Origin of the sequence: Streptomyces sp. JW3 (assembly GCF_052216785.1) — a bacterium.
GTDB lineage: Bacteria > Actinomycetota > Actinomycetes > Streptomycetales > Streptomycetaceae > Streptomyces.
Genome location: NZ_JBQOUX010000029.1, coordinates 1 through 13,679 on the forward strand (window position 1 = coordinate 1; position 13,679 = coordinate 13,679).

General features: G+C 71.7%; 13 protein-coding genes and 1 riboswitch. Of the genes, 1 reads left to right on the plus strand and 12 read right to left on the minus strand.

The window, feature by feature from the left end; all coding sequences use genetic code 11:
• Window positions 1-42: 42 nt before the first annotated feature.
• The 10 genes from ACTT8P_RS14490 to rpsB form a co-directional block, all read right to left on the minus strand.
• A complete protein-coding gene (locus ACTT8P_RS14490; protein ID WP_442832036.1) occupies window positions 43-843 on the minus strand; it encodes a maleylpyruvate isomerase family mycothiol-dependent enzyme in 801 nt (266 codons plus the stop codon).
• Window positions 844-866: 23 nt separating this feature from the next.
• The gene (locus tag ACTT8P_RS14495; RefSeq protein ID WP_442832093.1) at window positions 867-1,892 is read right to left on the minus strand and encodes an ABC transporter ATP-binding protein; all 1,026 of its coding nucleotides are present in this window, start codon (window positions 1,890-1,892) and stop codon (window positions 867-869) included.
• 2 nt (window positions 1,893-1,894) lie between these two features.
• Window positions 1,895-3,493 carry an ABC transporter permease gene (locus ACTT8P_RS14500; protein WP_442832094.1) on the minus strand — a complete coding sequence of 533 codons (1,599 nt, stop codon included), beginning with the start codon at window positions 3,491-3,493 and terminating at the stop codon, window positions 1,895-1,897.
• A 38-nt stretch (window positions 3,494-3,531) separates the two neighbouring features.
• On the minus strand, window positions 3,532-4,632 hold the full coding sequence (locus ACTT8P_RS14505; protein WP_442832037.1) for a thiamine ABC transporter substrate-binding protein: 1,101 nt from the start codon (window positions 4,630-4,632) through the stop codon (window positions 3,532-3,534).
• Window positions 4,633-4,708: 76 nt separating this feature from the next.
• Window positions 4,709-4,814, minus strand: a riboswitch (TPP riboswitch).
• A 26-nt stretch (window positions 4,815-4,840) separates the two neighbouring features.
• Window positions 4,841-5,977 carry a 23S rRNA (adenine(2503)-C(2))-methyltransferase RlmN gene (gene rlmN / locus ACTT8P_RS14510; RefSeq protein ID WP_442832038.1) on the minus strand — a complete coding sequence of 379 codons (1,137 nt, stop codon included), beginning with the start codon at window positions 5,975-5,977 and terminating at the stop codon, window positions 4,841-4,843.
• Between the two features lie 80 nt (window positions 5,978-6,057).
• Window positions 6,058-7,176, minus strand: coding sequence for a phosphatidate cytidylyltransferase (locus tag ACTT8P_RS14515; protein WP_442832039.1), 1,119 nt, complete (start codon window positions 7,174-7,176; stop codon window positions 6,058-6,060).
• Complete coding sequence (gene frr / locus ACTT8P_RS14520) at window positions 7,176-7,733, minus strand: ribosome recycling factor (RefSeq protein ID WP_442832040.1); 558 nt, start codon at window positions 7,731-7,733, stop codon at window positions 7,176-7,178. The genes ACTT8P_RS14515 and frr overlap by 1 nt, the downstream gene beginning before the upstream one ends.
• Before the next feature lie 128 nt (window positions 7,734-7,861).
• On the minus strand, window positions 7,862-8,623 hold the full coding sequence (pyrH, locus tag ACTT8P_RS14525; RefSeq protein ID WP_442832041.1) for a UMP kinase: 762 nt from the start codon (window positions 8,621-8,623) through the stop codon (window positions 7,862-7,864).
• A gap of 176 nt (window positions 8,624-8,799) precedes the next feature.
• Window positions 8,800-9,636 carry a translation elongation factor Ts gene (gene tsf, locus ACTT8P_RS14530; RefSeq protein ID WP_442832042.1) on the minus strand — a complete coding sequence of 279 codons (837 nt, stop codon included), beginning with the start codon at window positions 9,634-9,636 and terminating at the stop codon, window positions 8,800-8,802.
• Between the two features lie 96 nt (window positions 9,637-9,732).
• A complete protein-coding gene (gene rpsB, locus ACTT8P_RS14535; RefSeq protein ID WP_442832043.1) occupies window positions 9,733-10,680 on the minus strand; it encodes a 30S ribosomal protein S2 in 948 nt (315 codons plus the stop codon).
• Window positions 10,681-11,087: 407 nt separating this feature from the next.
• Between rpsB and ACTT8P_RS14540 the strand changes: the two genes are divergently transcribed.
• Window positions 11,088-11,606, plus strand: a complete 519-nt coding sequence (locus tag ACTT8P_RS14540) for a peptidoglycan DD-metalloendopeptidase family protein (RefSeq protein WP_442832095.1) — start codon at window positions 11,088-11,090, stop codon at window positions 11,604-11,606.
• A 514-nt stretch (window positions 11,607-12,120) separates the two neighbouring features.
• Here ACTT8P_RS14540 and ACTT8P_RS14545 read toward each other — a convergent pair.
• Window positions 12,121-12,678 carry a TetR/AcrR family transcriptional regulator gene (locus ACTT8P_RS14545; protein WP_442832096.1) on the minus strand — a complete coding sequence of 186 codons (558 nt, stop codon included), beginning with the start codon at window positions 12,676-12,678 and terminating at the stop codon, window positions 12,121-12,123.
• 118 nt (window positions 12,679-12,796) lie between these two features.
• On the minus strand, window positions 12,797-13,639 hold the full coding sequence (whiG, locus tag ACTT8P_RS14550) for an RNA polymerase sigma factor WhiG (RefSeq protein WP_442832044.1): 843 nt from the start codon (window positions 13,637-13,639) through the stop codon (window positions 12,797-12,799).
• Window positions 13,640-13,679: the final 40 nt, after the last annotated feature.

The following is a 13,679-nucleotide window of genomic DNA, read 5'->3' on the forward strand; positions in this document are numbered from 1 at the left end:
CCCGTCCCCCGCACCTGGTGCGGGGGACGGGCCACCGTCATGTCAGCCGAACTTCGCCGCGTCCAGCCACAAGCGCAGCACCTCGGGGTCGCCGATCACCTGGAGCTCCGGCGCGTTGGGCGGCAGCCGCCGGTAGAAGGCGAGCAGCACGGAGGTGAGCGGCCCGCGCAGCGCCACCGTCGCCCTCTCGTGACCGCGGCGCCAGCTGACGCCCTCCTCGGGCAGCTCGATCAGCCACTCGGCGTTCAGCCCCGGGTCGGTGTCGGTGGCGTGCAGATGGATGCTCCGCCCGGGTGCCCGCAGGTCCTTGGCCGACCCGTCGGGCAGCGCGCGCTGCACGAACTGGACGATCTCCAACCACTCGTCGAGCGCGTCGGCGGCCACCTCGGCCGCGACCGGACACGGGGCCCGGCCCGCCGCGAGCGCCCCGTCCGCGCCGTGCACGACCAGTTCGTGGCACATCCGGCGGGCCCAGAACCCGGCGTCGTTCCGGCCCATCCAGGACCAGGCGTACCCGTCCGGTCCGGCCGCCCGCAGCGCACCGACGACGAGCGAGGCGGCCTCGGCGAACCACTCGTCCAGCGCGGCGGCGTCCCCCCGCCCGGCGGGCCCCGCCACGCCGGCCACCTGGTCCATGGGGACCTCGGCCGAGGCCCGGGTGCGCACCAGGTGCCCGGTCCAGCGCAGGGCGCGGCCGACATGCCGCACCAGGTCCTCCAGGGTCCATTCGGGGCAGGTCGGCACGGTGGCGCCCAGGTCGGCGCCGGCGGTCAGCAGCTCCCGCAACTGCCCCGCCTGGTGGGTGATCTCGTCGCAGTACCGGTCATGTGCGAGCAGCGTCATGCCCGCACCTTATGAGCGGACGATCACCCGAGCACGACGATTTCCGCCGCGTCGAACTCGACCCCGACCCGCTCACCCACCTCCGGCGCGGCCCGCAGCGCACAGGCCGCCTCCAGCCGGGGCAGCTCCGCGTCCCCCGCCGGCTGGAGGCGCACGGCGACATGGGTGCCCCTGAAGGTGCGGGCGGTGACCGTGCAGGGCAGTCCCGCGTCGGCGGCGACCAGCCGGACACCGGCCGGGCGGACCAGTACCGGCCGGGCGCCCTGCGCGCTGCCCTCGGGCACCGGCACCTTGCCCCAGGGGGTGTCGGCGACCGCCCCGGCGACGGTCGCCGGGGCCACGTTGTCGAAGCCGAGGAACCGGGCGACGAACGCGTCGGCGGGCCGCTGCCACACCTCAAGGGGCGTGCCCTGCTGGGCGATCCGCCCGTCCCGCATCACCACCACCCGGTCGGCCAGCGCGAACGCCTCGCCCTGGTCGTGCGTGACCGCCAGCACGGTCGTCCCCAACCGGCCGAACAGCTCCCGCAGTTCCACCACAAGCCGCTCCCGCAGTGAGCGGTCGAGCTGGCCGAGCGGCTCGTCCAGCATCAGCAGCCGGGGCCGGGCCGCCAGCGCCCGGGCCAGCGCGACGCGCTGCTGCTCGCCGCCGGACAGCGCGGCCACCGACCGCCGCCCGGCGCCCGGCAGCCCGACCAGCGCCAGCAACTCCGCGACCCGTTCCCGCTGTTCGGCGCGCGTGGCACCCCGCATCCGGGGTCCGAAGGCGACGTTTCCGGCCACGTCCCGCTGCGGGAACAGCTGGTGGTCCTGGAACATCAGGCCGACCTCGCGCCGGTGCGCGGGTACGCCGGTCCGCTCCCGTCCGTCGAGCAGCACCCGCCCGGCGGCCGGCACCTGGAGCCCGGCGACCACCCGCAGCAGCGTCGACTTGCCGCTGCCGCTGGGCCCGAGCACACACACCACCTCGTGCTCGGCGACGTCGAGATCGACGGCGTCCAGCACGGCCCGCCCGCCGAAGCGGACGGTCACCTCGCGCAGGCTCAGCATGCTCACAGCTCCCCGCTCCGGTCGGTCCGCAGCCGCTCCAGCACCAGCAGGGCCACCGCGCACACCAGCATCAGAATCGTCGAAAGGGCCATCGCCTGGCCGTAGTTCAGGTCGCCGGGGCGGCCCAGCAGCCGGGCCACCGCCACCGGCAGCGTCGGGTTGTCGGGCCGCGCGATGAACACCGTCGCCCCGAACTCCCCGAGCGACACCGCGAACGCGAACCCGGCCGCCACCAGCAGCGCCCGCCGCACCATCGGCAGGTCCACCTCCCGCCACACCCGCCAGGGCGACGCCCCGAGCACGGCCGCCGCCTCCCGCAGCCGCCCGTCCACCGCGCGCAGCACCGGCAGCATGGTCCGCACCACGAACGGCACCCCGACCAGCGCCTGCGCGAGCGGTACGAGAATCCAGGACGACCGCAGATCCAGCGGCGGCTCGTCCAGCGCGATCAGGAACCCGAACCCGACCGTCACCGCCGACACCCCGAGCGGCAGCATCAGCAGCGCGTCGAAGCCGCGCACCAGCCGGCCCGCGTCCCGCCGGGTCAGCGCGGCGGCCGCGAGCCCGCCGATCACCATGGCGATCGCGGTGGCGGCGACGGCGTACTGGAGTGAGTTGCCGATCGCGTCGATCGGCGGGACGAGGAAGGTGCCGCCGTCCTCGTGGGTGAGCGCCCGGTAGTAGCCGAACCCGCCGTCCAGCGACCGCCGCACCAGCACCGCCAGCGGCAGCACGACCAGTACGGCGACGGTGGCCAGCACCCCGGCCAGCAGCCCCCACTGCCCGGCCCCGCGCGGCCGGCGCGCGGTCGTCGAGGCGTCCACCAGCCGCAGCGCGGTCTCCCGCCGCCGTACCGTCCAGGCGTGCACGGCGAGGATCGCGGCGACCGCGCCGAACTGGACCAGGGTCAGCACGGCCGCCGTGGACAGGTCGAACAACTGCGAGGTCTGCCGGTAGATCTCCACCTCCAGGGTGGCGAAGGCGGGTCCGCCGAGGATCTGTACGACGCCGAAGGAGGTGAAGGTGAACAGGAACACCATCAGCGCGGCGGCGGCCACGGCGGGCGCCAGCGCCGGCAGCGTGATCCGCCGCCAGGCGGCGAACGGCGACGCCCCGAGCATCCGCGCCGCCTCCTCCTGCCGGGGGTCGAGCTGCGCCCACAGGCCGCCGGCGGTGCGGATCACGACGGCGTAGTTGAAGAAGACGTGCGCGAGCAGGATCGCCCACACGGTGGTGTCCAGCCGCAGGCCCCACAGGTCGTCGAGCAGCCCGCCGCGCCCGACCAGCGCCAGGAACGCCGTACCGACCACGACGGTCGGCAGCACGAACGGCACCGTGACCACGGCCCGCAGCGCCTGCTTGCCGGGGAAGTCCAGCCGGGCGAAGACGTACGCGCCGGGCAGCGCGATCAGCAGGGTGAGCGCGGTGGAGGCCAGCGCCTGCCAGGTGGTGAACCACAGCACGTGCCGGACGTCGGCGGAGCCGGCCACGTCGGCGATCCGGCCGAGGTGCCAGCCGCTGTCGTCCTTCAGCCCGCGCGCCACGATCGCGGCCACCGGCCAGGCGAAGAAGACGGCGAAGAACGCCACCGGCACGGCCATCAGCCCGAGCCGCGCGACGCTCCCCCGGCGCGCGCCCGTCACTTCAGTACGAGCGAGGTCCACGACTTGACCCAGTCGTCCCGGCCGGCCGCGATCTTCGCCGGCGCCATCGTCTCGGGGTTCTCCACGGTGGGCGTGTTGTCCGCGTACACGGCAGGCAGCTCGGCGTCGTCGACGACCGGGTTGACGTACATGTTGAGCGGCATGTCCTCCTGGAACTTCTTGCTGATCAGGAAGTCGAGGAACGCCTTGCCGCCCGCCGGGTTCTGCGCGTTGCTCAGCAGCCCGGCGAACTCGGTCTGCCGGAAGCAGGTGCCGGTCGCGACCCCCGTGGGCGCGGTCTTCGGCTGCGGGTCGGCGTAGACGACCTCGACCGGCGGCGAGGACGCGTAGGACACGACCAGCGGCCGGTCCCCGCCGGCCTTCTTCCCGCCGGCCGACCCGGAGAACTCCTCGTTGTACGCCTGCTCCCAGCCGTCGACCACCTTGACGCCGTTGGCCCGGAGCTTCTTCCAGTACGCCTGCCAGCCCCCGTCCCCGTACGCGGCGGCGGTCCCGAGCAGGAACCCGAGCCCCGGCGAGGACGTACCGGCGTTCTCCGTCACCAGCAGGTTCTTGTACGCGGGCTTGACCAGGTCGGCGAAGGAGGCCGGCGGGTCGATCTTGTGCTCGCTGAAGTACGCCTTGTCGTAGTTGACGCAGATGTCGCCGTAGTCGACCGGCGTGACCCGGTGCTGGCCGGCGTCCAGCTGGTACTGCTCGTCGACCCGGTCCAGGCCCTTCGCCTCGTACGGCTGGAACAGCCCGTTGTCGAGGGCGCGGGAGAGCAGCGTGTTGTCGACGCCGAAGAAGACGTCGCCCTGCGGGTTGTCCTTGGTCAGGATCGCCTTGTTGACGGCCTGCCCGGCGTCGCCGTCCTCCAGGACCTTGACCTGGTACCCGGACTCCTTCTCGAAGGCGGCGATGACACTCTTCGACGCGGCCCACGAGTCATGGCTGACGAGCGTGACGGTCTTGCTGTCCCCGCCCGCCGCCTCCTCGGACGACGACCCGCACGCGGACAGCGCGACCAGCCCCAGCCCGACGGCCGCCGCGGCCACGCTCTTCTTGGTGATGCCGGTGATGCCGGTGATGCTCACTGATTCCTCCTGGGACGTCCAGGAGAAGACGCGGCCCTGCCCGGGTCCCTCGCGGGTCCCGGGCAGGGCGCAACAGCTCGAGTGATGACCGATCTCCCTACCCAGAATGACCTGGGCCAGGTTCGGAGGGTCTGCGGCCGGTGCCGCACTCTCAGCGCTGTGGCGCTCCCCTGTCGGAATATGAAGATGTGTTCTTACGTCGGTCAGGTTACCGCTCGCTGGCGGCGAGCTGGCCACACGCCCCGTCGATCTCCTGCCCGCGCGTGTCCCGGACGGTCACCGGCACCCCGTGCGCCGCGATGGCCTCGACGAACGCCTTCTCGTCCTCGGGCCGCGAGGCGGTCCACTTGGAGCCCGGCGTCGGGTTCAGCGGGATGAGGTTGACGTGCACCGGCTTACCCTTGAGCAGCCGGCCGAGCCGGTCACCGCGCCAGGCCTGGTCGTTGATGTCCCGGATCAGCGCGTACTCGATGGACAGCCGGCGCCCCGACCGCGCGGAGTACGCGAACCCTGCGTCCAGCACCTCGCGCACCTTCCACCGGGTGTTGACCGGCACGAGGGTGTCGCGCAGCTCGTCGTCGGGGGCGTGCAGCGAGATCGCGAGCCGGCACTTGAAACCCTCGTCGGAGAAGCGGTGGATGGCCGGCACGAGACCGACCGTCGACACGGTGATGCCGCGCTGCGACAGCCCCACGCCGTCCGGCTCGGGGTCGGTCAGCCGCCGGATGGCGCCCACCACCCGGTTGTAGTTGGCGAGCGGCTCGCCCATCCCCATGAAGACGATGTTGCTCAGCCGCGCCGGCCCTCCCCCAGAGCCTCCGGCCTGGGAGGTGCCCCCAGGGACCTCCCCGTCCCTGAGCGCCCGCATACCGTCCACGATCTGGTGCACGATCTCGGCGGTCGACAGGTTCCGGTCCAGCCCGGCCTGCCCGGTGGCGCAGAACGGGCAGTTCATGCCGCAGCCCGCCTGCGAACTGATGCACATGGTCACCCGGTCCGGGTAGCGCATGAGCACCGACTCGACGAGCGTGCCGTCGAACAGCCGCCACAGCGTCTTGCGGGTGGTCCCCTCGTCCGTCGACAGATGCCGTACGACGGTCATCAGCTCGGGCAGCAGCGCCTCGCGCAGCTTCTCCCGCGAACCGGCCGGGATGTCGGTCCACTGCTCCGGCTCGTGCGCGTACCGCGCGAAGTAGTGCTGCGAGAGCTGCTTGGCGCGAAACGCCTTCTCACCGGCCGCGGCGACCGCCTCCTTGCGCTCGGCGGGCGTGAGGTCGGCGAGATGCCGCGGCGGCTTCTTGGCTCCGCGCGGGGCGACGAATGTGAGTTCTCCGGGTGCAGGCATAGCTCATCCAGTGTCGCAGACATACGAAGAGGAGCCCGCCACCCTGTGGACAACGGGCCCCTCAACGCACAAACCGCAGGTCAGCCCGATCCGACGAAGATCACCAACAGCAGCCAGGCCACCGGCGCCGTGGGCAACAGCGAGTCCAGCCGGTCCATGATTCCGCCGTGCCCCGGCAGCAGCGTGCCCATGTCCTTGATGCCGAGATCGCGCTTGATCATCGACTCGCCGAGGTCGCCCAGTGTGGCGCTGACCGCGACGGCCAGGCCCAGCAGCAGGCCCTGCCACCAGGTGCCGCCGTCGATCAGGAAGTGCGTGCACAGCGCGCCCGCCGCCATCGCGAAGGTCACCGCGCCGACCAGACCCTCGCGGGTCTTGCCGGGGCTGATGCGCGGCGCCAGCTTGGTCTTGCCGAAGCGCCAGCCGACCGCGTAGGCGCCGGTGTCGCTGACGACCGTCAGTATCAGGAAGACCAGCACCCGCCACGGACCGTCGTCGGCCGCCAGCATCATGGCGACGAACGTGGCCAGGAACGGCACGTAGAACGCCGCGAAGACGCCCGCCGTGACGTCCCGCAGATAGTCCTGCGGCGGCCGCGTCATCCGCCAGACCAGGACGGCGAGCGCGGTGAGCGCCATGGCGACCCACGCGCCGTCGGCGCCCTTCACATACCCGGCGATCACCATCGCCGCGCCGCCGACCGCGAGCGGCACCAGCGGCGCGTGGATGCCCTTGCGCTCGTCCAGCCGCTTGGTCAGCTCCCACAGCCCGACCACCACGGCGACCACGACGACGCCCACGAAGACGGCCTTGACGAAGAACAGCGACGCGACGATCACCGCGCCGAGCCCGACCCCGACCCCTATGGCCGCACCCAGGTCGCGCCCCGCGCTCTTCTTCTGCGGCGGGGGCGCCGGCTGCGGGGCGGCGGCGGGCATGGGCTCCGGATTCTGCGGCGCGGTCGGCGCGGTCGGGTCGCGGAACAAGGGACCGCCCTGCCGAGCGGCGGCCCCCCGGTCGTCATCCTGGTCTCCGCCGAAGCCGGGTACGTCGTCGGGCACGATGGGCATGGGCCGAGTCTGCTGCGCGTACGGCGCATCGTAGGCGGGACCCGCCGGGGCAGCCCCCTGGACAGGTCCCTGCTCGGACGGCCCCCAGTACCCGGCTTGTGGCGGCGCCCCCCAGGAAGAGTCGTTCATCAGACCTCGAGCAGCTCCGCTTCCTTGTGCTTGAGGAGCTCGTCCACCTGCGCGACGTACTTCGCGGTGGTGTCGTCGAGCTCCTTCTCCGCGCGGCGGCCCTCGTCCTCGCCGACCTCGCCGTCCTTGACCAGCTTGTCGATGGAGTCCTTGGCCTTGCGGCGCACCGAACGGATCGAGACCTTGGCGTCCTCGCCCTTGCTCCGGGCCACCTTGATGTACTCGCGGCGGCGCTCCTCGGTCAGCTCCGGGAACGTCACGCGAATGATGTTGCCGTCGTTGCTCGGGTTGACGCCCAGGTCGGAGTCACGGATCGCCTGCTCGATGTTGCGCAGCGCGGTCTTGTCGAACGGCGTGACCACGGCCATCCGCGGCTCGGGCACGGAGAACGAGGCCAGCTGGTTGATCGGCGTCGGCGCGCCGTAGTAGTCGGCCACGATCTTGTTGAACATCGCCGGGTGCGCACGTCCGGTGCGGATCGCGGCGAAGTCCTCCTTGGCGACCACGACGGCCTTCTCCATCTTCTCCTCGGCTTCGAGGAGGCTCTCTTCGATCACCACTTGCTCCTGCGTGTCTTGAGTAGGCCCGGCTGCGGTTCCTCGTAGGGGCGGCGGCCGGCTGCGTCGCGTCTTGTTCCTGCACGGTTCCCGACCGGCAGGACATTGTCCATCCCCCGGCCCGGGGGTCAGTTGCGGTCGGCCCCGTCGCCCACGAGCGTGCCGATCTTCTCACCCTTGACGGCTCGGGCGATATTGCCGGCCTTCAGGAGTTCGAAGACGACGATCGGGAGCTTGTTGTCACGGCAGAGGGTGACCGCCGTGGCGTCGGCGACCTTCAGGTCCCGGGTGATGACCTCGCCGTAGCCGAGGGCGTCGAACTTGACCGCGTCCGGGTTGGTCTTCGGGTCGGAGTCGTACACCCCGTCCACCCCGTTCTTGCCCATGAGCAGCGCCTCGGCGTCGATCTCCAGGGCGCGCTGGGCGGCGGTGGTGTCGGTGGAGAAGTACGGCATGCCCATGCCGGCGCCGAAGATGACCACGCGGCCCTTCTCCAGGTGCCGCACGGCGCGCAGCGGGATGTAGGGTTCGGCGACCTGGCCCATGGTGATGGCGGTCTGCACCCGGCAGTCGACGCCCTCCTTCTCCAGGAAGTCCTGGAGGGCGAGGCAGTTCATCACGGTGCCGAGCATGCCCATGTAGTCGGAGCGGGCCCGGTCCATGCCGCGCACCTGGAGTTCGGCGCCGCGGAAGAAGTTCCCGCCGCCGATGACGATCGCGATCTGCGCGCCGTCCCGGACGACGGCCGCGATCTCGCGCGCGATGGCGTGCACCACGTCGGGGTCGACGCCCAGGCCCCCGCCGCCGGAGAACGCCTCTCCGGACAGCTTCAGCAGAAACCGGCCGCTCACTTTGCCGTCGTCGCTCTTCTCGGCCTTGGTGGTGGTCATGGAGATCTCGCCTCTTTTACGTGGGTCACACATACGAAGGAGGCCATTGCCGGGGGGTGGGTTCATCCCTGCGCGGCAATGGCCTCCTCGTCAGATCTGCGGTCGTCCGCCACACGCGGGTGCGCGGACGACTGCTGCCGACCCTACCGGGGCCGGGCGTCCGTCGCGGTGCGGACTCAGATGCCGACCTTGATGCGCGAGAAGCGCTTCAGGCTGACACCGGCCTCGTCCAGGACCTTCTGGACCGACTTCTTGTTGTCCAGCGCGTACGGCTGGCCGAGCAGCGTGGCGTCCTTGAAGAAGCCGTTGAGGCGACCCTCGACGATCTTCGGCAGGGCGGCCTCGGGCTTGCCCTCGGCGCGGGTGGTCTCCTCGGCGATGCGCCGCTCGGACTCGACGACCTCGGCCGGCACGTCGTCCTTGGAGAGGTACTTCGGCGCGAACGCGGCGATGTGCTGGGCGACGCCCTTGGCGATCTCGGCGTTGGGCTTGTCCAGCTCGACGAGGACACCGATCTGCGGCGGCAGGTCGGGCATCGTGCGGTGCATGTAGGCGGTGACGTAGCCGTCGGTGAACTGCGCGAAGCGGTCCAGGACGATCTTCTCGCCGAGGTTGGCGTTGGCCTCGTCGACGTACGCCTGGACGGTCTTGCCGGCCTCGATCTCGGAGGCGAGCAGCGCCTCCAGGTCGGCCGGGGCGGTCTTGGCGACGTGCTCGGCGATCGCGGTGGCGACGGCCTGGAACTTGTCACCCTTGGCGACGAAGTCCGTCTCGCACTTCAGCTCGACGAGGACACCGGAGGAGTTGTCGTCGGCGATGATCGAGACGACCGCGCCGTTCTCGGCGGAGCGGCCCTCGCGCTTGGCGACGCCCTTCTGGCCCTTGATACGGAGCGCCTCGACGGCCTTGTCGACGCTGCCCTCGGCCTCGTCCAGCGCCTTCTTGCAGTCCATCATGCCGGCGCCCGTGAGCTCACGGAGCTTCTTGACGTCGGCGGCGGTGTAGTTCGCCATGATTCAGGAATCTCTCTCGAAGTCTGAAGATCTACGGGCCGAAACGGCGGGGGCTTCGTGGGCCCCCGCCGTTCAGAACCCGAAGGTGGTGAGGGGTCAGGCCTGCTCGGCGTCCGCGGCGGGGGCCTCGGTGGCCGGAGCCTCGGTGGCCTCGGCGGCGGGGGCCTCGGCAGCCGGGGCGTCCTCGGCGGCGGGCGCCTCCGCGGCCGGAGCCTCGGCAGCGGCCTCGGCCGGCTTCTCGGCGTCGGCGGCGGGCGCCTCCTCGGCCTTCTTCTCGCCCTCGAGCAGGTCGCGCTCCCACGCGGCCAGCGGCTCGCCCGCGGCCTTGTCGCCCTTGCCCTCGGTGGCGACACCGGAGCGGGAGATGAGGCCCTCGGCGACCGCGTCGGCGATCACCCGGGTGAGCAGCGTGACGGAACGGATCGCGTCGTCGTTGCCGGGGATCTTGTAGTCGACCTCGTCGGGGTCGCAGTTGGTGTCGAGGATGGCGACGACCGGAATGTTGAGCTTCCGGGCCTCACCGACCGCGATGTGCTCCTTCTTGGTGTCCACGATCCAGACGGCGCTGGGCACCTTGGACATCTCGCGGATACCGCCGAGGGTCTTCTCCAGCTTGGCCTTCTCGCGCGAGAGCACGAGAAGCTCCTTCTTGGTCAGACCGGACGCGGCGACGTCCTCGAAGTCGATCTGCTCGAGCTCCTTGAGGCGCTGCAGGCGCTTGTAGACGGTCGAGAAGTTGGTGAGCATGCCGCCCAGCCAGCGCTGGTTGACGTAGGGCATGCCGACGCGGGTGGCCTGCTCGGCGATGGCCTCCTGCGCCTGCTTCTTCGTGCCGACGAACATGACCGTGCCGCCGTGGGCGACGGTCTCCTTGACGAACTCGTAGGCGCGGTCGATGTACGACAGCGACTGGAGCAGGTCGATGATGTAGATGCCGTTGCGCTCGGTGAAGATGAAGCGCTTCATCTTCGGGTTCCAGCGACGGGTCTGGTGACCGAAGTGGACGCCGCTTTCCAGCAGCTCCCGCATCGTGACGACGGCCATGGCCGTATCTCCTTGAAGTTCTCGGTTGTGCCGCGGATGCCGGACGGCTTCCGCGCCTGACGCCCGCTGTGCGCCGTGCCACTGAGGACCGAGGGGCGCTGACCCGAGGCTTGGTGCTGTCTCGTGCCGGGGCGTGCGAAGTCGACCCGGTCACCCGGGTCGCCACCAGAAGTGTACGGGACCCGGGGAGCACCGGGTGACGCCGCTGTCCACAACCGGCGAGTAGTCCACAGGCCCCGGCGCGGACCGGCCGTTCCGGGGACGGTTCTCGCATGCGAGCGAGACGATGGGTGGCGCGATGGATGGCGCGATGGATGCCTGCGCGGGCGTGGCGGCGGCGATGGCTGGTGCCGGTCCTTTTCCTGGCCCTGCTTCTGGCCCTGCCGGTTTCTCCGATGTCGATGCCGATGTCGATGTCGATGTCGATGTCGATACAGGAGGTGGCCACGGCGTCCGACTCCGCGGCCGTCCCGGCCGTCGCCCGGACCTGGCCGACCGGTGGGCGGCCCGCCGTCCTGCGGGGCTGGGCGCCGCCGGCGACGCCGTACGGGCCGGGCCACCGCGGGGTGGACCTGGCGGCCGCGCCCGGTGCCGCGGTGCGGGCGGTGGCGGCGGGCCGGGTGACGTTCGCCGGGCGGGTGGCGGGCCGGGGCGTCGTCTCGGTGGAACTGGCGGGCACCGGCACGCCGCCGCTGCGCACGACCTACGAACCGGTACGGGCCTCGGTGGCCAAGGGCGACGAGGTGGCGGCCGGCGACCCGGTCGGCACGGTGGAGGCACCAAGCGCCCACTGCCCGGCCGGCTGCCTCCACTGGGGCCTGCGCAGCGCCGACACCTACCTGAACCCACTGTCTCTGCTGCCCCCGTGGCTGCTGAACGGCGGCCCGTCCCGACTGCTGCCGGTGCTGGGAGTACCACTCCCCTGACCTGCGCCGGGCCGCACGTACGGGGGTACCACCGCCTGCCCGCGCCCCGGCTCGCACCGGTACTCGTCAGGAGCGGCCCAGGTGCCGGGCCCGGCGTTCGGCGGCGGCGTGCCACCAGCCGGGCGGAGACGGTCCCACGGCGGCGGAAGAGGGCTGGTCGGGGTGGAGCCCGAGGCTCCGCAGCGCACCGGCCCGCACCTGTACGCCGAACCAGTCGTGCCCGGCCCGAACGGCATCCAGTCGATGCCGCGCTCACGCAGTCAAGCGCGGACCGCCGCCAGCGGAGCCGGAGTCGGGCGGTCCGGCAGGTTCTCGTACGCGGCGACGGTGATCCATGCGGTGCCGGGCGGGTTCATGGCCCCATGGTGGTGGAAGCCGATGCGGGTGTCACCATGGTGGTGGAAGCCGATGCGGGTGTCACCACCGCGCAGGAGGCAGCACCGGAGGCACCAGGCCGCACCCGGCACGCCCCGCACGAGGCCGCACCCGGTACGCCCCGCCCGCCCGGAGCCCATCAGCCCCGTACACCCCGCAGCACCATCGACACCGCCGCGTCCGTGATCACCGTCGGATCCTCCGCCGCGCCCAGCTCGATCCGCCGCACCGCCGCGTCGACCACGCCCTGGAGCAGCATCGCCGCGAGCCGCGGCTCCCGGTGCCCCATCTCGCCGAGCGCCTCGACGATCATCGCGACCAGTCCGCCGTGCGCCGCCCGGATCTTCTCCCGGGCCCCGGCGTCCAGCTCGCTGGCCGAGATCGCGACCACGGCCCGGTGGCGCCGGTCACCGACCAGTTCCAGTTGCTTGCGCACATACGCCTCGACCTTGGCGTCCGGGCGCCCGGCGGCGGCCATCGCGGCCTCCACCTCGGCCGCCCAGACCGGGAAGTCGACCGCGCACAGCTCCTCCACGACCGCGGCCCGCGACCGGAAGTACTCGTACACGGAGGACCGCGCGAGGCCCGTCCGCTCGGCGAGGGCGGGGAAGGTCAGCGCCTCCGTCCCGCCCTCGGACAGCAGGGAGCGTGCCGCGTCCAGCAGGGCGGCACGCTGCATCGACCGGTGCTCGGCCACAGAGGCCGCTCGAATCCTTGGCACGTCAACCACTTTACGGACGCACCGCCCCGGACGGGAGACGCCGTCCCCGTCCGGCCGAGCGGCGCCCCGGCCGGTCGCGGCGGGGACGGCCGGGTCAACGCCCGAATCCGGCCAGTTTCGCGCGCAGTTGCAGCACCGACTTGGTGTGGATCTGGCTGACCCGGCTCTCGGTGACCCCCAGCACATTGCCGATCTCGGCGAGGGTGAGTCCCTCGTAGTAGTAGAGCGTGACGACGGTCTTCTCACGCTCCGGGAGCGTGTTGATCGCCCGTGCCAGGAACCGGCGCAGTTCCCGGTCCTCGGCCACCTCCACCGGATTGTCGGCGGCGGTGTCCTCCAGCGTGTCCATGAGGCTGAGCCGGTCCCCGCCCTCCCCGCCGACATGCAGCAGCTCCTCCAGCGCCACCACGTTGGCCAGCGACAACTGGCTGAAGACCGAGTGCAGTTCCTCGACCGCGATCCCCATCTCGTCGGCCACCTCCCCCTCGGAGGGGGTCCGCCGCAGCCGGGCCTCCAGGGTGGCGTAGGCCCGCTCCACGCTCCGCGCCTTCTGCCGCACCGAACGCGGGATCCAGTCCAGCGCCCGCAGCTCGTCGATCATCGCGCCCCGGATCCGGGTGATCGCGTACGTCTCGAACTTGATCTCCCGGCCCAGGTCGAACTTCTCGATCGCGTCGATCAGCCCGAACACCCCGGACGACACGAAGTCCGCCTGCTCGACGTTGGGCGGCAGCCCCACGCTCACCCGGCCCGCCACGTACTTCACCAGGGGCGAGTAGTGCAGGATCAGCTGTTCCCGCAGCCGTTCGTCCCCCGTCGTCTTGTACGACCGCCACAGCTCGTCGAGCGTCGAGGGGGCGGGCGGCCGCACGCTGCCACCGTCGCGGGCGGCTGGGGGGACCGCCGCCCGTCCGGGCCCGGAGGTGTGCTGGGGCATTCGTCGCCTTGTGCCGTTCTGCCGTGTTCTGGTGCCGTCT